We start from the raw sequence: 18604 nt of genomic DNA, 5'->3' as shown, positions 1-18604 counted from the left end.
TCCTAAAAATAAATTCAAAGTTCCTAATAAAAGGGACTTATTTTGACTTCTAATTATTGTACTCCAACTGTTTAAAGAAATAAAGTTAAGGATATAAATGAAAGAATAAATTAAACAAAGGCTTAGATAAATGTTTGTAAGTCAAAAATCAGTTAAGAGAGGTTAGTTATAGATGAGAGAGCTTACATCGTATTTCTTGACTATCTGTTAGACAGCTAGTATGGTTAAGACATAAGCTTATATTATAGTGTGATGCCAATTAGTTGAATTAGTAGTGGTAGTAATAAAACTAATGATCATGATGAGCAAAGTAACCTAAATTAAGTTACTAATCTAATCATTTTTTGTCTAGGAAGTAGACTATGACTGTCTAAGTCAACAAAGGGATTATCTATAATAATGAGTGATGTTTGTTTCTCGAGAAGTGGCAAAAAAAGATTTTATTTTTCGTACTATGTTGGAAAAGTGTTCGCTATTGACTGAAAAAGTGAACAAACTGACTGGCACAAAAAACAAACTTATTTTGGATAATATCTTAAGGAGGAAAAAAATCATGACAGTCTTATTAAAAGTAAAAGAAAGAGCAGTACGCCCAAGATCATTAAAAAGAGAATTACGTAAAGCAGGTCAAATTCCAGCAGTAGTTTACGGAAACAATGTAGTGAATACAGCTATTTCAGTAGATGAAAAAGAATTGATGAAAGCTTTAAAAGAGAATGGACAAAATGCGGTTTATACTTTAGACATTGATGGTAAAAAAGTTCCAACATTGATATTTGCACAACAACAAGATACCTTTAATCGAGCATGGCTGCATGTCGAGTTTTTAGCAGTTGATATGGATGAAAAAACCGAATTAGAAGCAGAACTAGTCCTAAAAGGAACCCCAGCTGGTGTTAAGGTGGGCGGAGTACTAGGTCAAAATCTTTACACGGTGATTGTTTCAGCAACACCAGATAAACTACCAGAACGTGTTGAGGTAGATGTGACCGCTTTAAATATTGGCGAAGCATTAACAGTAGCGGATATTTCTAAAAATGCTGATTATACGATAATGACAGAAGCTGATGAGCAAATTGCAGTCGTATTAGAGGCAGTAGATCATGAAGCAGAAGAAAATGAAGTAGCGGCCGAAGTTACGCCAGAAGTAATAGGTGAAAAAAAAGAATCTTAAAATAATAATACGTTAAAAAAACAGTTCAAATAAAAAAGTGCGAGTCCTTAAAGACTCGCACTTTTTTTATTAAAAATGAAACCGGTTAAGTTTTCCACAAAAAACGGAGGGTAATCCACAGAATTCTGTGGAAAACCTTAAGGGATACTAGCTACTTATCCTAATTGTGGAAAACTTCAGAGGGGAAACTTATCCACAATTAGGACAAAGTAACCATTTTATAGCTTATTGAAAATAAAAAAGATCTCAAAATTTGAGATCTAGATTAATTTTGATTAGGTGGTTTTTTATTTAGCAGGAGCTAATTTAGGTTCACGACCTAAGAAACCTTTAATAACAGCTAATACTAATTCAGCTGCAATTAATCCGTACATTAAAGAACTGTATGTTGTAATGTCGAAATCCCAAGTTTTGTATACAAGTAGAACAATTGCTAAGAAAATTGCTGCAAGAACATTAAGGAATGCGAAAGCCCAAAGGTTTCCGTTTTCTTTGTTTGATAAATAATAAATACAAAATCCAACACTGATAATAATCCATGCAATACTTATTAAAATACTAGCCCAATAAATTAAAAATGCTACCATTTTTTTCACCTCTTTCTTTTCACTAGTATTTTATCATCTTATATATGACTTGTCATTGAAAAAAACAAATTTAGCACAATTTATCACAAACTCTTTTCGTTGATTTAAATTTCTTTCAGGTCTATAAAGACTTTGCCAATGACTAGTCTTTCGTTATAATTGTATAAAGAGGTGAGAATGTGAAAAAAAATAAACGAATCGAAGCACTTGAGTTAATTGATAGCGCACAAAAAATCACCTTTTTAACAGGTGCGGGTATCTCTGTCCCCTCAGGTATTCCTGATTATCGTTCTTTAGCAGGCGTCTATCAAGGGATGAATCAGCCTGAATATTTATTAAGTCGGACCTGCCTCGAAGTCGAACCAACAAAATTTTATCAGTTTGTCCGTCAGTTATATCATCCTACTGCGAGACCAAATCGTATTCATTGTGGTATGAAAAAGTTAGAAAAATCAAAAGACGTTCAAATTATCACACAAAATATTGATCAGTTACATTTGTTAACGGGTAGTCAAAATGTAGTTTCTTTTCATGGTAATTTATATAAGTGTTACTGTATGTCTTGCGGTAAAAAGGTTGCTGTTAAAGATTATTTGAAAAATGATAAACATCATCAGTGCGGCGGACAGCTTCGACCTGATATTGTGTTATATGAGGAAGGACTACGTGATGATATTATTTCTGCTGCAATTAGCGGAGTTTCCCAAGCTGAATTATTAGTTATAGTCGGTACAAGTTTTAGGGTATCACCATTTTGTCAGTTACTGCAATATAAAAAGGCTAATTGTCCTGTCATAGCAGTTAACCAAGAAGTTTTAGATTTAGAAGTGCCATTTATTATGGTACAAGAAGATGCTATGTCGTTCTTTGAGGAAGTTGAAAAAAGGAGAGAGAGAAGATGTTAAGTCAAGAAAGACGAGAAATTGATGAGATTGATCAAGAAATTGTCTCTTTGTTAGAAAAACGTTTGACGGTAGTAAATCGTGTGGCCAAAGTTAAGGTTTGTAATCAATTGGAAGTGCATGATGCTAAACGTGAGGCAGAGGTCTTTAGTAAAATTAAAAGTTATATATCAAAACCGGATTATGAAGAAATTATTTTAGCGTTGTATCAAGAAATGATGATTTTATCAAAAGCATATCAAGCCAAAGTGACAAAAACTAAAAAATAAAGAGGTGTAATAAAAATGCTTAAAGGAAATGAACGACGTGAAAAAATCATATCGTGCTTAACAAGAATAGACCAACCGGTGAGTGCCAGTGTATTTGCTAAAGAATTTGGTGTCAGCAGACAAGTGGTAGTTGGTGATATTGCCTTATTAAGAGCAGCAGCTCACCCTATTCAAGCAACTTCACGAGGTTATGTACTGATACAAAATGACTTAGAAATCGGTAAGGAATATAAAATTGTTTGTAAGCATTTACCAGAAGAGACATCTGAAGAGTTATTTTTGTTGGTAGATTTAGGTGTAGAAATTAAAGATGTGAGTGTGGAACATCAGTTGTATGGCGAGATTGTTGGCAATTTATCCCTGAAATCTAAGCAAGATGTGTCTGATTTTTTGACAAAAGCTGAAAATGATCAAGTGACACTATTATCAGATTTGACAGGTGGTGTTCATCTACATACGATTAGATGCCGAGATGGGGCACATTTTTTAGAAGTAAAAAGGGCTATGAGGCAAGCAACTTTTTTATATGAAGATAATTAAAACACCGTTGCCCCCATTAATGGGAGCAACGGTGTTTTTTTAAAAGACAATAACGGGTGTTCCTTCATCGATTGAATTAAATAATTTGGCAGCAATGTCTGGTGGCGTATTAATACAGCCATGTGAACCAAAGCCTTCTTTCCATCGCTTCCCGCCATATTTATCTTGCCAAGGAGAATCGTGAATCCCTACTCCAGTCCAGTCGATAGGCATCCAATAAGATACTGGTTCAGCATAAGTTGAGCCATCATCATTTGTTCCACGTAGGACAGAATCTCTTTCTTTTTTCCAAAGATAGTGCACGCCTTTAGGTGTCACTGTGGTTGGTTTCCCCGAAACAATATCAGTATCTAGTTCTAATTTTCCATCTTTATAGAAATACATGTGCTGATTGTCTAAATCAATTTCTACATAGGTATCGCCAATTAGAGGTTGGCCAATAGAAGCACTTCCCATAGCAATTGGCGAACGATCAACACCGTTTCCTTCAAGTAGGGCTAGTTTTAGTTCTTCTGCCTCAGCCGTTGGTTGAATTGTCCAGCTATAAGTACCTGCTGGGACAGAGACTTTTCCGTGTTTAGTACTTTTAAAGGTTGTTTCATTCTCACTGGTATCATATTTATCACCCAGTTCACTAATATAGGTTTGAGCGAGCTCGGTATTAATTGTGACGTTTTGCTCAGTTGGATCGAATTGAATCCAAGAAGCAACAGTATCTTGAGGGACTTCAATTGTTTTGCCGTTTATTTGATAAGTCACAGGTTGTTCGCTGATTTTTGTAATCTCTTTTAGTTTGTCTTGGAGCGTAGGATCGTCCTTTTTAACAGTTGGTTTATCTAAAAAAGAATTCAATTCTAACGCTGTTTTTCCTTGTGTAAGGAAGTCAGACAGAGAGTGTACGACGTTGTCCGTGTTAATTGTATCTCCCTCAACTTCCGGAATGATTTCAAAAGCTGAATCGGCTTGTTTGATATAAGCGTTAACGGATTGTGTTTTAGTATTATTTAAACTTGCTAAGTCTTTTTTGAGTTGTTTACTAAAGAGTTCAAAATTTTCTTTGTTTAGGGAGGACTCGCTAAGTTTTAATTTTTTAGTTGAAAATGATTTAATTAGCCAATTATTGGCAGATTGTTTTTTTAAATGCTCTGTTAATTTATCAGTAAAATCATGGTCGATGCCTAAGTCTTTTGTAGGAATATCACGCCAAACTTCACCATTATCTGTTATTTCGAAAGTATCACCACTGTATTTGGCAGAGAGAGCTTTTTCAGCTTCCTTGACCGTCATTTTACTAATATTGACACCATTGGCAGAAGTTTTGGGTAAAAAATGTTGCTTGAAAAAGTTAGCCTTTAATAAATAAAAACTACCTATAGCTACTAATACTAAGCCGGCAACAAGGTATGTCCATTTTTTTGCTGTCATAGTAACTCTCCTTTGTTTGTTTTTTTTCGTAGACTTATTGTAACAGAATTAAAAGATAAAGACCAAGTTAAAAAAACCTATTATTTTCTTAACACCGTTATTTTAGTTCTATTATAACTCGATTTATATGTACGCTAAAGGAAATTAGACTGAATAGTTTTTAGAAAAGTAATTTAGTTACGTAGTCCTTTAAGTGTGTGATATAATAGAGTGAACTGAGCAGGAGATTATCTCCTGCTCGGCTATTTTGTGTTTTATAGTGTTGAAAAGATGAGTTAAAGAAGAGCATAGAAGAGAGGCAATTGATTGTAATGAAATTAATAATTGGTCTGGGAAATCCAGGAAAAAAATATATGGCAACAAAACATAACATAGGGTTTATTACGGTGGATGAATTAGCAGTTCGTGAAAATATAACCTTTAATAAACAACAATGTGAAGCTGATATTGCAGAGTTTTTTGTTGGTTCTGAAAAAGTTTTATTAGTAAAACCGACAACTTTTATGAATGAATCAGGTCGTTCGGTAGGACCATTGATGGCATATTATAATATTGAACCAGAAGATATTTTAGTGGTTTATGATGATTTGGATTTGCCGGTTGGCAAAATTCGTTTGCGTGCCAAAGGAAGTGCTGGTGGGCACAATGGGATTAAAAGTTTGATTCAACATCTCGGAACAAAAGAATTTAATCGGATAAAAATAGGGATTGATCGACCTAAAAAAGGACAAGATGTTATCTCCCATGTTTTGGGAACATTTCCTAAAGAGACTCATGAGGAGATGCTCTTAGCTGTCAAGAGTTCTGCAGATGCGATTATGTTTTGGTTAGAAGGCCATACATTCGTTGATACAATGAATCGTTATAATACAAAGTAAAGTAAAGTGAAGGTGAAAGATAGGTAATGAGTATAGTAGATATTATTTCTAAGTCTCAACCAGTTGTAGAGTGGATAAGGCAAACTGAGACTGCTAAACAACAATTGGTAACAGGTTTGACAGGTTCAGCCAAAATGCTAGTCATGGCGAGCTTATTTCAAACGAAGCAAAATAGAACAGTGATTGTCACACCTAATTTATACCAAGCAAGTAATTTACTAGATGATCTACGTAATGTGATACCAGAAGAACAATTGCATTTATTTCCGGTAGAAGAGATGACAGCAATCGAAATGTCTTATTCATCACCTGAGTCGTTAGCCGAACGTGTCGCGACGCTTTCATTTCTAGCGAGTAAGCGCCCCGGGGTGATTGTGGTTCCTCTTTCAGGTATACGTAAAATAGTGCCAGCACCGAGAGAGTGGCAAGGCTTTGTCAGAGAATTAAAGGTTGAAACTGAGGTAGAGTTAGATAGTTTACTTCAAGAATTAGTCCTAATGGGATATCAACGTCAAGATATGGTTGGCAAACCAGGTGAATTTAGTGTGAGAGGAAGTATTTTAGATATTTATCCCCTAACAACTGATTATCCTGTAAGAATAGATTTCTTTGATAATGAAATTGATTCTATCCGCTATTTTGAAGCCGATACACAACGTTCAATTGAAACGATTAATCGAGTGATAATTAGCCCGGCAACTGATGTTATTCTAAATGGTGAATCTTTAAAAGAGGCGGCAGATCGTTTAGAAGGTCACGTTATGAAACATCTTGTAACTTTGCAAAATGAAACAGATAAACAGACTTTTGAGAAACATTTTGGAGGGATTTTATCTAGCTGGCGTTCAGGACATACAACTGAATATGATCGTTATTATTTAGACATTTTATATAAAAAAAAGCATACAATTTTGGATTATCTAACAAAGGAAGACGATATTTGTATAGATGATTACCCAAGATTATTAGATGCTGAAAAAGAGATGCTAGTAGAGGAAGGCGAGTGGCTGACCCTAAAGTTAGCTGAATTAAAAGTTTTTCCAGAGCAAAAATTAGGCATTGAGTTACGGCAAACCTTAAAAGCAGTAAAAAGTTCGGTTAGCTTTTTTTCCCTTTTTCAAAAAGGGATGGGGCATTTAAAATTTCATGCTTTACATCACTTCCAATTTAGAGCCATGCAACAATTTTTTGGCCAAGTGGATGTTTTAAAAGTTGAGTTGGCACGTTGGGAAAAAAGAAACGATACTGTGATTTTTTTAGCTTCTGATGAAGAGAAGAGTCGTAAGCTCGAAGAGTTATTTATTGACCATGACCTATCTGCTGTTGTGACACAACCAGATACTATATTAAAAGGGACAACTCAAATTATGATAGGGGACTTACAATCTGGGTTTGAGTTGCCAGAAGAAAAGTTAGTGGTAGTGACAGAAAAAGAAATGTTACAGACCGTCACTAAAAAAAGAGCTAGAAAGCAAACAATTTCCAATGCAGAGCGTTTAAAGAGTTACAATGAGCTAAAACCAGGTGATTTTGTTGTACATATTAATCACGGGATTGGTCAGTATATTGGGATGGAGACCTTGCAAATGGATGGGGTTCATCAAGATTATATGACTATTTTATATCAAAATAATGATAAATTATTTATTCCTGTGACACAATTAGACTTAATTCAAAAATATGTTGCTTCTGAGTCGAAAGCTCCGAAAATCAATAAGCTTGGTGGCAGTGAGTGGGCTAAGACTCGTAAAAAAGTATCATCAAAAATTGAGGATATTGCCGATGATTTAATCTTACTCTATGCTGCTAGAGAGGCGGAAAAAGGTTATGCTTTTTCACCTGATGATAGTTACCAAAAAGAGTTTGAAGATGCCTTTCCTTATTCAGAAACAGAAGATCAGCTACGCAGCATTCAAGAAATTAAGCGTGATATGGAAAAAGAACGTCCGATGGATCGTTTATTAGTAGGGGATGTCGGTTTTGGAAAGACAGAAGTTGCTTTGAGAGCTGCTTTTAAAGCAGTACAAGACGGCAAGCAAGTTGCATTTTTAGTTCCAACAACTATCTTAGCACAGCAACATTACGAGACAATGTTAGAACGATTTACTAATTTTCCAGTAAGAATTGGTTTATTAAGTCGTTTTAGAACTAAAAAACAGCAGACAGAAACTATGGAAGAACTAGCTAAAGGACAAATTGATATCGTTGTGGGCACACATCGTATTCTTTCTAAAGATGTGGAGATGCAAGATTTAGGCTTGTTGATTGTTGATGAGGAGCAACGTTTTGGCGTGAAGCATAAAGAACGCCTAAAACAGTTACGTTCTCAAGTTGATGTTCTGACATTAACAGCTACGCCTATTCCGAGAACCTTACACATGTCGATGCTAGGTGTCCGAGATTTATCAGTCTTAGAAACTCCCCCAGCTAATCGTTATCCAGTACAGACCTATGTGATGGAACAAAATCCTGGCGCAATTAAGGATGCTGTCGAACGTGAACTAGCACGTGGCGGACAAGTATTTTACTTACATAATCGTGTTAATACAATTGACCAAAAAGTAGATGAATTACGCCAATTATTACCAGAGGCTAGGATTGCTTTTGCTCATGGTCAGATGACAGAAGTACAGTTAGAAAATGTTTTACTTGAATTTATTAATCATGAGTTCGATGTATTGGTCACTACAACGATTATTGAAACAGGGGTTGATATCGCAAATGTTAATACCTTATTTGTAGAAAATGCGGATCATATGGGGCTATCAACGTTGTATCAATTACGTGGACGAGTTGGACGAAGTAATCGGGTAGCTTTTGCTTATTTTATGTATGAACCAGACAAGGTTTTGAATGAGGTAAGTGAAAAAAGGTTACAGGCGATAAAAGATTTTACAGAACTTGGGGCGGGCTTTAAAATTGCCATGCGTGACTTATCAATTAGAGGTGCGGGGAATTTACTGGGAGCGCAACAACACGGCTTTATTGATTCAGTTGGATTTGATATGTATACACAAATGCTTAGTGAAGCTGTTGCTCGTAAGCAAGGTAAGTCGGAGCATGATTATAAAACGTCTGTGGAAATTGATGTGGATATTGATGCCTATATTCCTTCAGATTATATAGGCGATGAGCGTCAGAAAATCGAAATATATAAACGTGTCCGCCAATTGGAAAATCAAGAAATGTATGAAGAATTGGAAGACGATTTATTTGATCGCTTTGGAAATTATCCAGATGAAGTCGGCTATTTATTATCTATAGGCTTGATTAAAATGAATGGAGATTATGCTTTAATCGAACGGATTAGTCGATCAAAAAATCAATTAATAGTCTTATTAAGTCCTATTGGGACAAAATCTTATACTATTGAACAGCTTTTAAAGGCTTTAACAGCTACCAAATTAAAGGCAGACATTGGGACTAAAGATGATAAGATGTGTCTAAAATTAAGTTTACCAAAAGGAATGAGTGAAGCTGTTTGGTTGCTAGAACTGTCGCAATTTGTGACAGCATTGAGACAAGAAAAGTATCTCTCTAAAAAGGCTAAACAAACAGATGAGGGTCAATAAATGAAGAGTAATAAAGGTGGTTGGGGATATGTTGAAAAAAACAGCTACGCATAAACAATTGACCCAAGGAGCAGCTTTATTAGCAATCAGTTCCTTACTAGTGAAAATCTTAAGTGCTGTCTATCGAGTTCCTTTCCAAAATTTGGTAGGGGATGAGGGGTTTTATGTTTATCAGCAAGTGTATCCGATTTATGGAATTGCCATGACCTTAGCTTTATCTGGTTTACCAGTTTTTATTTCGAAATTAGTAGCAGAACAAGACTCTGATAAGAAAAAAAGAGAGATAGTTACTTTGATTTTTCCTTTGTATTTTTGGTTATCGCTAGTCGCTTTTCTTTTGACTTTTTTAGGGAAGAAAGTGATAGCAAATTGGATGGGAGATCCAGAATTAGCTCCAATCATTGGGATAGTAGCGATTGTTTTCTTACTTACACCATTTTTAACAAGTTATCGAGGTTATTATCAGGGGCAACTACTATTAACACCAACGGCATATTCACAAGTTGTTGAACAAGTCATGAGAGTTGGGATCATCTTAGTTGCAGCTTATATTTTTACCAAACGGTCCCTATCAATTTATCAGATGGGGACATTGGCAATGTCTGGTTCGTTTATTGGTGGACTAGGTGCATTAATCATTTTAAAAAAACAAGCGGGTGAAACTATTTGGGGTAGTTCCCTTTTCTCTCATACACTTGATTGGCAAGGAACCAGAATATATTGGCGACGTTTTATAGTAGAAGGCGGTTTGATTTGTGGTTATAGTGCCTTACTAGTTTTATTTCAATTAGTTGACTCATTTGTCATAAAAAACCAATTGGTAGCCCAGGGTCTCACTAACTTAGATGCTAAAGTTATCAAAGGGGCTTATGACCGTGGGCAACCCTTAATTCAAGTTGGTATGGTGATTGGGGTAGCCTATTCGACAGCTTTTATGCCAAAATTAACTAAATTAAGAGTAGAAAATAAGCAAGTGTTATATCAAAAGACTGTTGGTATTTTTATCAGAACAATGTTTGTTATAGCCAGTGCAGCAAGTATTGGTTTGATGATGTTGCTACCGTATATTAACGTTAGTTTATTTGGTGATAATGCGGAAGAAGAGGCATTGATTGTCTTAATGGGGACAGTATTTTTGATGTCATTAATTTTAGTTTTCCAAACAATCTATCAAAGTTGCAACAGCTATCGCTCCCCTTTGATTGGCTTACTAGTAGGTATGTTAGTAAAAGTCCTGACTAGTCATCACTTAACTTATTATTTTGGCACAATCGGTGCAAGTGTTAGTAGTTTATTAGGATTATTAAGTTGTTTGATATGGTTGGTATATAAAAGTCCCAATTGGTTAAAAAAAACAATGATTAATATACGCTTTATATGGCAATTGGGGTATGCTTTGGGTATGATGGTAGTGAGTTTAGGGATCTATAGATTGCTTGTTAGTGTGTTCTTCGCTCAAACATGTCATCGTGGTACTATGTTATTCCTAGCATTATTTGGTGTTATGGTGGGTGGATTCACGTTTGTAACAGTAATTTTATTACAAAAAATGTTTACGGTACGTGAGTGGTTAAGCATTCCCTTAGGAAAAAAAATATTAAAAATAGGGAAAAAAGTGAGATTGAAATAGCGTAAAAATAATAGTGAGGTGGAGTTAAGATGCGTTTAGATAAATTTTTAAAGGTTTCAAGGATTATAAAACGTCGAACAGTAGCTAAAGAAGTAGCAGACAAAGGCCGTATTCAAATTAACGGTCAGTTAGCCAAATCATCAACTAGTTTAAAAGTTGGGGACATCATTAAAATTCTTTTTGGAAATAAAACGCTAGAAATAAAAGTACTTCAGTTGAAGGATTCTACTAAAAAAGAAGATGCTGATAAAATGTACGAGATTATCAGTGAAAAAAGAGAGTCAGAATTAGCAAAATTAGATTAGACAATACCTTGCCTTATTGCTATAATATCTATGATACAAAATCAATGGAACGAGGTTTTAGAGATGGTCGAAAAAAATGTAAAACGCCAAACTAATTCCAATGAAGCCAAGGTCTCCTCAATTGGAAATCATTACACAGAAGAACAATTAAAGAAATATAATCGTGAAAAAAAAGAATTGATTTTTAAGCGTCGCCGTTTGGCAGCTCTTTTTACAGTGATTACAGTTGTTTTTTTAGCCAGTGGTTTCAACATAATTAGAAGTTACCTACATATCAGTGATTTAAAGCAAGAGAAGGTAGCGGCTAAGCAGGAGGATGCGAATTTAAAGCAACAGCTTTCGTCTTTAAAATATGATGTGAAGCTATTGGAAGATGAGGATTATTTATTAAAAGTCGCTCGTCAAAAGTATTTTTATACTAAAGAGGATGAATTAGTTTATAGTCTCCCTCAAATTAAAGAAAAACCGCAAAATCACCAGCTAAATCAGATTGATAAGAGCGGTAAAAATGAATAGTTTTTGGGAATTATTAAACGATTATAAAATGATTTTAAAATATTAAGGAGGAACAACTTTTTTATGTCAATCGAAGTAGGGACAAAAATTTCTGGTAAGATATCAGGTATTACAAATTTTGGAGCATTTATTGATTTAGGTGAAGGAAAAACAGGTTTGGTTCACATTAGTGAGGTATCTAACAACTTTATCAAAGATATTAATGATGTTTTAAAAGTCGGAGAAACAGTAGAAGTAAAAGTTATGTCAGTAGGAGATGATGGAAAGATTGGTTTATCAATCCGTCGAGCATCTTCTGAAGAAGTACCTGAGAGAGCGCCTAAAAAAGAATTTAATCGTCCTCAACGCAAAGAATATAAAAAACCAGTTGTCCAAGCAGCTCCTAAAAAGAACGATTTTGATTCGTTAATGAATTCATTCTTAAAGGATAGCGATGACCGTTTAACTTCGTTAAAACGTAACACAGAAGGTAAACGCGGCGGCCGTGGCGGACGACGCAACTAAGTTTAAATAGAGTCAAAAGGATAAGGAAACTTATCCTTTTTTATTTTTAAAGAAAGGCATAAGTTTGGAGGCGAATAGGTTGCTGATAGAACCATTTAAACAGTTAATTACGAGGATAGATGAACAGATTCATCAAAAAAAAATATTATTAGCTGTTTCTGGTGGTGTAGATTCAATGGTATTACTAGCATTATTTACAGGGCTACCAGATGAGTGTAGACCGAATATAGAGGTAGTGCATGTCAATCATCATCTACGTCAAGAGTCGAATGAGGAAGAAAAATTTGTTAAAGAATATTGCCATCAGTTGGGAGTTATCTGCCACTGTAAAGAGTGGTTAGAATGCCATCATCCCCTTAATAATTTAGAGGCAGCAGCTCGTGATATGCGCTATGCATTTTTTGCAAAGATAGCCAAGGAACAGAACTGTGATTATGTCGTAACAGCTCATCATGGTGACGATCAAGCTGAAACGATTTTAATGCGCTTGGTAAAAGGGAGCCAGTTTAGAAACTTGGGAGGTATCCAGACGGTAACACATCGTGCCAATGGGTTAACCGTATGTCGTCCTTTGCTTATTTTCTCAAAGGAGATGATTTATGAATTTGCAAAAGCTCAAAATATCCCTTATAGAGAGGATCAAACGAATCAAATAACCACTTATACAAGAAACCGCTATAGGCTGCAGGTTATCCCGAACTTAAAGCAAGAAAATCCTAACTTATTAGAGCATATCCAAAATTTCTCACGTCAAATAGGGTATGCCAATGAAGTCATCGAGTCAGTCATAGAGCCATTACTGGCTGATATTGTAATTTCTAAAAAAGTAACGTGTTGGCAGTTGGATGTCACTAAATTATTAAGAGAATCAGAAGCTGTACGTTATTTTATTTTGGTAGAAATTATGCAACAAGCTTTAGTAGAAAAAGGGGTATCAATTAATGAGCGTCAGCTAAGTGCTGTGTTGTCCTTATTAACTGCTCAAAAAGGGCAGGGGGTTATTCAGTTATCTGCGGGTTGGGTGTTTAAAAAACGATATGCTTCTGCCTTTCTAATGATTGCTTCTGATACTAGTGATTCAAATGAAAGAGTAAGTGAACCCTATCAATTATCAGTGGGAGAGAATTTATTTTTATCTGATAAAGAATGGGTGACTCTTGTTAGTGCAGGAGAAACAGTCATTTTTCCAGAAAAATGTCAGGGATGGCAACGATGGGAGTTGGCAGTTAGTTCTGATTCTCAAAAGTATCCATTAATGATCACTAGACGCCAGCCAGGTGATAAAATGATATACAATGCGCAGGGACAAAGAAAAAAAATTAAGCGTGTCTTAATTGATCAAAAAGTTCCGAAAGAGGATAGGGAAAAAATTTGGGTGGTCAGAGATGCTCAACAAGAAATATCTGGGATTATTCCAATTAAGAAAAGTTATTTGAGTATTATTACAGAAACTGATAAAATACATTACAGGCTTATCTATTTGAAAGGTGAGTCATAGTCGGAAGGAGATCTTTATGTTAGAGAAAGACATAGAACGTACGCTTTATTCAAGAGAAGAAATTGCAGCTAAAACAAAGGAATTAGGACAAAAAATTACAGCAGATTATGCTGATAAAACACCACTTGTTATTGGTATTTTAAAAGGTGCTATTCCTTTTATGGCAGAGTTAGTTCGTGATATTGATGTTTACTTAGAAATGGATTTTATGGACGTTTCAAGCTATGGGGATGCCTTGGTATCTTCAGGCGAAGTCAAAATTGTGAAGGATTTAGATACAAATGTTGAGGGACGAGACATTTTAATTGTAGAAGACATCATTGATAGTGGCCGTACCTTAAATTATTTAGTTGAATTATTTAAGTACCGTAAGGCAAATTCAGTTAAATTAGTGACACTGTTAGATAAACCTGAGGGACGTGTTGTAGATTTAACACCAGATTACTTTGGTTTCCATGTTCCAAATGAGTTTGTTGTTGGCTATGGTCTTGATTATAAAGACCGTTATCGTAATTTACCATTTGTGGGAGTATTAAAGCCAGAAATCTATGAGTCAAATAGCTAAGCTTTTTACTAAAGTGTGATAGAATTAGTAAAGAATAGAAAAAGTATATGTAACTTAGAGGGAGGCCCTATATGAATAGAAAGAAAAACGGGAAAAATACGCTCTATTATGTCTTGTTAGTTTTAGCAATGGCCATGGTTGTATTTTTTGTCTTCGGTGATAAGAAGAGCCCGGGTTCAGAAGTGACGTATTCGACATTCTCTGAACAATTAAAAAATGAAAAAATTAAAGAGTTAACGATTCAGCCAGCTAATGGAGCTTATCGTGTTGAGGGAACGTATTACGAGAAACAAAAAGTTTCAAATAATGGGTTACTGGTGTTTGGTTCAACTTCGACACCGAATGACCATTTCACAACGTTGGTTTTACCAAATGATGCAACATTAGCAGAAATCACTAAAAGTGCTGCAAGCTCAGATACAAAAGTTCATATTAAAGAACAGTCAAGTAACGGTATGTGGATGACGATGATATTATCATTCTTACCATTATTATTAATGATTTTCTTCTTCTATATGATGATGAGCCAAGGGCAACAAGGTGGCGGCGGTGGCCGTGGTGTGATGAACTTTGGTAAATCAAAAGCTAAAGAAGCTGATAAAAAAGCCAATAAAGTTCGCTTCTCAGACGTGGCAGGTGCCGAAGAAGAGAAACAAGAATTAGTGGAAGTTGTCGAATTCTTGAAAGATCCGCGTCGTTTTATTGAGTTGGGTGCTCGAATTCCCGCTGGTGTCTTATTAGAAGGCCCTCCAGGGACAGGTAAAACCTTGCTAGCAAAAGCGGTTGCTGGTGAAGCAGGCGTGCCGTTTTATTCAATCTCAGGTTCAGATTTTGTTGAGATGTTTGTCGGTGTCGGAGCGAGTCGTGTACGTGATTTGTTTGAAAATGCTAAGAAAAATGCGCCAGCAATTATCTTTATCGATGAGATTGATGCTGTTGGTCGTCAACGTGGTGCCGGTATGGGTGGCGGAAATGACGAACGTGAACAAACACTTAACCAATTGTTAGTTGAGATGGATGGGTTTAGTGGAAACGAAGGCGTAATCGTCGTTGCTGCAACTAACCGTTCAGATGTCTTAGATCCAGCTTTACTACGTCCAGGTCGTTTTGACCGTCAAATTTTAGTTGGTCGTCCTGATGTTAAAGGGCGTGAGGCTATTCTAAAAGTTCATGCAAAGAACAAACCATTTGCTAATGATGTTGACTTGAAAGTAGTTGCACAACAAACGCCAGGTTTTGCTGGTGCTGAATTAGAAAATGTGTTAAACGAAGCAGCCTTAGTTGCAGCTCGTCGTAATAAAAAAATAATTGATGCTTCAGATATTGACGAAGCACAAGATCGTGTTATAGCAGGACCAGCTAAAAAGGATCGTGTGATCAGCCAACGTCAACGTGCTTTGGTAGCTTATCATGAAGCTGGACACACTATCTGTGGTCTAGTACTAGATGATGCGAATACAGTTCATAAAGTAACAATTGTCCCTCGTGGGCGTGCTGGTGGTTATATGATTGCTCTTCCTAAAGAAGATCAATTCTTAATTACCCGTAATGAAATGTTTGAACGTATCGTAGGGTTACTTGGTGGACGTACAGCTGAAGAGATTGTTTTCGGCGTGCAAACAACAGGTGCAAGTAACGACTTTGAGCAAGCTACAGGTTTAGCCCGTAGTATGGTAACAGAATATGGTATGAGCGAAAAACTTGGACCTGTTCAATATGAGGGAAATCATCAAGTCTTTGTAGGTCGCGATTATGGTCAATCAAAAGCTTTCTCAGATCAGGTATCATATGAAATTGATCAAGAAGTTCGTGCTATTTTAAATGAAGCTCATGCTAAAGCGCGTGAGATTATTGAAGAGTACAGTGAGCAACATAAACTAATTGCTGAGAAACTACTAGAATTTGAAACGTTAGATGCTCGTAGTATTAAATCATTATTTGAGGAAGGTGTTATGCCTCAAGATGTGATTGATGAGCAGTTTCCAAGTGAAAAAGCAGGGACATTTGAAGAAGCTAAAAAAGCTTTAGAAGAAAAAGAAGCTAAAAAAGTGTTAGAAGAAAAAGACGAATCACAACAGATGAATAAAGCTGAAGACGTATCATCAAGTCAAGCAGCCGAGTCTGATGATGTTGAAAAGACGGAAGAGTAACTTACAAGTCTATCTAGTTGAAGCTTACTAACAAATAGTTATATAATAAGTGGGTTGCTAAGAGCAATCCACTTTTTATTTTCGAGAAAATTAGAGATAAATGTAAAAATATGCTATATTAGAACGACTATAAAATAAAGAGCAAGGTGATAATAGATGAAAGATTATTTATTAAAAGCATTATGTTTTGAGGGTCAAATTAGGGCATACGCGGTGAATGCTACAAATACAGTAGCCGAAGCACAACGCCGTCATGATTCATGGAATACATCAACAGCGGCATTAGGACGCGCTATGGTTGGGACTGTGATGTTAGGAGCGATGAATAAAGGTGAGGATGTTATTACTGTTCGTATTCAAGGTAATGGACCTGCCGGTGCAATTATTGTGGGGAGTAATGGACGTGGAGATGTCAAAGGCTACATTCAGAATCCGAAAGTTAGCTTACCACTTAATGAAAAGGGTAAGATTGATGTGCGTGGGGCAGTGGGAACCGCTGGTTCATTTTCAGTTACCAAAGACTTAGGACTTAAGGAGCCATTTTCTGGACAAGTTCCGATTGTCTCTGGTGAATTAGGAGAGGATTTTACTTATTATTTGGCAAATTCTGAACAAGTACCATCAGCTGTTGGATTGAGTGTGTTAATTGATACGGATGATACAGTAAAAGCCGCCGGTGGCTTTGTTATTCAAGTTATGCCTGGTGCCACTGAGGAAACGATTACTGAAATTGAAAAACGTATTGCTGATATGCCTTTTGTATCACGATTGATTGAACAAGGAGAGTCACCAGAGACGATTTTAAATCGATTGTTAGGGGATGAAAATGTTAATTTCTTAACAGAAACACCAGTCCAATTTAAATGTGATTGTTCATCTGAAAAAATTGAATCAGCCTTAATTTCTGTAGGTAAAGAAGAAATTCAAGCGATGATTGATGAAGATCATGGAGCAGAGGCTGTGTGTCATTTTTGTGCCAATAAATATCAATTTTCAGAAGATGAATTAAAAGAGTTATTAAAAGAAGCTAATTAATTAAGTAAAAGGGTGTGTCTAGTTTTGTGGAATATTGGAAATATTGAAATTCCGAACCGTGTGGTTGTGGCACCAATGGCCGGAATTAGTAATGCTGCCTTTCGTATGACTGTTAAAGAGTTTGGGGCAGGTTTAGTTGTTTGTGAGATGATTAGTGATAAAGGGATTCAGTTTCGTAATAAAAAAACTTTAGATATGTTGTATATAGATGAAAGTGAGCATCCTTTGAGTGTTCAAATCATGGGTGGAGGGAAAGAAACCTTAGTAGAAGCTGCCAAATTTGTTGAAGCTAATACAAAAGCTGCCATTATCGATATTAATATGGGGTGTCCAGTTAACAAAGTGATCAAAGCGGAAGCAGGTGCTAAATGGTTATTAGATCCTGATAAAGTTTATGAGATGGTCGAAGCAGTCGCGTCGGCTGTTAAATTACCTGTGACAGTAAAACAGCGTATTGGCTGGGATGATGAGCATGTTTTTGCAGTTGAAAATGCGTTAGCTGCTGAAAAAGCAGGAGCTGCAGCAGTCGCAATGCATGGTCGTACACGGGTTCAAATGTATGAAGGTAAAGCTAATTGGGATGTATTGCGTCAAGTTAAAGAGCAATTGACGATTCCATTTATGGGAAATGGGGATGTTAGAACGCCACAAGATGCTAAACGCATGTTAGATGAAGTGGGTTGTGATGGTGTGATGATTGGTCGCGCGGCTCTTGGAAATCCTTGGATGATTTATCAAACAAAACATTATTTGGAAACAGGTGAGTTATTACCAGAACCAACACCACGAGAAAAAATTAAAACAGCTAAGTTACATTTACAGCGCTTAGTTGATTTAAAAGGTGAGGTCGTTGCAACACGTGAATTCCGACAACATGCTGCTTATTATTTAAAAGGAATCCCTCGTGCTGCTAAAACGAAAGTAGCGATTAACCAAACTACAGAACAAGCTGAAATGGTGAAGATTTTAGATGATTTTGTCGAGGCAACTGAGGCAAAAGGAATCATTCGTTAAGAAGTTTAATAACAAACAGATGAAAAGGCAAATTATCCTT

The 18604-nt window shown here is 36.0% G+C and carries 17 protein-coding genes; 15 read left to right on the top strand and 2 right to left on the bottom strand.

The features are described from left to right. The first annotated feature begins 553 nt into the window (after positions 1 to 553). On the top strand, positions 554 to 1174 hold the full coding sequence (locus tag OL234_RS10130; protein ID WP_275469079.1) for a 50S ribosomal protein L25/general stress protein Ctc: 621 nt from the start codon (positions 554 to 556) through the stop codon (positions 1172 to 1174). A gap of 287 nt (positions 1175 to 1461) precedes the next feature. On the opposite strand, the gene OL234_RS10125 is transcribed toward OL234_RS10130, so the two are convergent. Continuing rightward, positions 1462 to 1761, bottom strand: a complete 300-nt coding sequence (locus tag OL234_RS10125; protein ID WP_275469078.1) for a hypothetical protein — start codon at positions 1759 to 1761, stop codon at positions 1462 to 1464. 179 nt (positions 1762 to 1940) lie between these two features. Between OL234_RS10125 and OL234_RS10120 the strand changes: the two genes are divergently transcribed. From OL234_RS10120 to OL234_RS10110, 3 genes are read left to right on the top strand one after another with little or no spacing between them, the layout of a single operon-like run. Further along, positions 1941 to 2666 carry an NAD-dependent protein deacylase gene (locus OL234_RS10120; protein WP_275469077.1) on the top strand — a complete coding sequence of 242 codons (726 nt, stop codon included), beginning with the start codon at positions 1941 to 1943 and terminating at the stop codon, positions 2664 to 2666. After that, on the top strand, positions 2660 to 2932 hold the full coding sequence (locus tag OL234_RS10115) for a chorismate mutase (RefSeq protein WP_275469076.1): 273 nt from the start codon (positions 2660 to 2662) through the stop codon (positions 2930 to 2932). The genes OL234_RS10120 and OL234_RS10115 overlap by 7 nt, the downstream gene beginning before the upstream one ends. A gap of 15 nt (positions 2933 to 2947) precedes the next feature. Further along, a complete protein-coding gene (locus OL234_RS10110) occupies positions 2948 to 3472 on the top strand; it encodes a transcription repressor NadR (protein WP_275469075.1) in 525 nt (174 codons plus the stop codon). A 39-nt stretch (positions 3473 to 3511) separates the two neighbouring features. Here OL234_RS10110 and OL234_RS10105 read toward each other — a convergent pair whose 3' ends face one another. Next, positions 3512 to 4897, bottom strand: coding sequence for a L,D-transpeptidase family protein (locus OL234_RS10105; protein WP_275469074.1), 1386 nt, complete (start codon positions 4895 to 4897; stop codon positions 3512 to 3514). Positions 4898 to 5208: 311 nt separating this feature from the next. Here OL234_RS10105 and pth point away from each other — a divergent pair, with 311 nt between their 5' ends. The 11 genes from pth (at position 5209) to dusB (ending at position 18564) form a co-directional block, all read left to right on the top strand. After that, on the top strand, positions 5209 to 5775 hold the full coding sequence (pth, locus tag OL234_RS10100; RefSeq protein ID WP_275469073.1) for an aminoacyl-tRNA hydrolase: 567 nt from the start codon (positions 5209 to 5211) through the stop codon (positions 5773 to 5775). A gap of 26 nt (positions 5776 to 5801) precedes the next feature. Further along, positions 5802 to 9347, top strand: a complete 3546-nt coding sequence (mfd, locus tag OL234_RS10095; protein WP_275469072.1) for a transcription-repair coupling factor — start codon at positions 5802 to 5804, stop codon at positions 9345 to 9347. 28 nt (positions 9348 to 9375) lie between these two features. Continuing rightward, positions 9376 to 10977 (top strand): putative polysaccharide biosynthesis protein, encoded by a 1602-nt coding sequence (locus OL234_RS10090; protein WP_275469071.1) that lies wholly within the window; start codon positions 9376 to 9378, stop codon positions 10975 to 10977. 29 nt (positions 10978 to 11006) lie between these two features. Next, positions 11007 to 11282 (top strand): RNA-binding S4 domain-containing protein, encoded by a 276-nt coding sequence (locus tag OL234_RS10085; protein ID WP_275469070.1) that lies wholly within the window; start codon positions 11007 to 11009, stop codon positions 11280 to 11282. A 63-nt stretch (positions 11283 to 11345) separates the two neighbouring features. Continuing rightward, on the top strand, positions 11346 to 11798 hold the full coding sequence (locus tag OL234_RS10080) for an FtsB family cell division protein (RefSeq protein WP_275469069.1): 453 nt from the start codon (positions 11346 to 11348) through the stop codon (positions 11796 to 11798). Between the two features lie 63 nt (positions 11799 to 11861). Further along, complete coding sequence (locus OL234_RS10075; RefSeq protein ID WP_275469068.1) at positions 11862 to 12302, top strand: S1 domain-containing RNA-binding protein; 441 nt, start codon at positions 11862 to 11864, stop codon at positions 12300 to 12302. Positions 12303 to 12381: 79 nt separating this feature from the next. Continuing rightward, positions 12382 to 13800: a tRNA lysidine(34) synthetase TilS gene (tilS, locus tag OL234_RS10070; protein ID WP_275469067.1), complete on the top strand. Its 1419-nt coding sequence runs from the start codon at positions 12382 to 12384 to the stop codon at positions 13798 to 13800. A 16-nt stretch (positions 13801 to 13816) separates the two neighbouring features. Further along, positions 13817 to 14365: a hypoxanthine phosphoribosyltransferase gene (gene hpt, locus OL234_RS10065; protein ID WP_275469066.1), complete on the top strand. Its 549-nt coding sequence runs from the start codon at positions 13817 to 13819 to the stop codon at positions 14363 to 14365. A gap of 71 nt (positions 14366 to 14436) precedes the next feature. Further along, positions 14437 to 16515, top strand: coding sequence for an ATP-dependent zinc metalloprotease FtsH (ftsH, locus tag OL234_RS10060; RefSeq protein WP_275469065.1), 2079 nt, complete (start codon positions 14437 to 14439; stop codon positions 16513 to 16515). Positions 16516 to 16671: 156 nt separating this feature from the next. Beyond that, positions 16672 to 17550: an Hsp33 family molecular chaperone HslO gene (hslO, locus tag OL234_RS10055; RefSeq protein WP_275469064.1), complete on the top strand. Its 879-nt coding sequence runs from the start codon at positions 16672 to 16674 to the stop codon at positions 17548 to 17550. 24 nt (positions 17551 to 17574) lie between these two features. Continuing rightward, complete coding sequence (gene dusB / locus OL234_RS10050) at positions 17575 to 18564, top strand: tRNA dihydrouridine synthase DusB (RefSeq protein WP_275469063.1); 990 nt, start codon at positions 17575 to 17577, stop codon at positions 18562 to 18564. Positions 18565 to 18604: the final 40 nt, after the last annotated feature.

Origin of the sequence: Vagococcus intermedius, from assembly GCF_029144185.1 — a bacterium.
GTDB classification, from domain to species: Bacteria; Bacillota; Bacilli; order Lactobacillales; family Vagococcaceae; genus Vagococcus_D; species Vagococcus_D intermedius.
The sequence above is the reverse complement of the archived record's forward strand: the minus strand, read 5'-3'. Positions and strand labels throughout refer to the sequence as shown.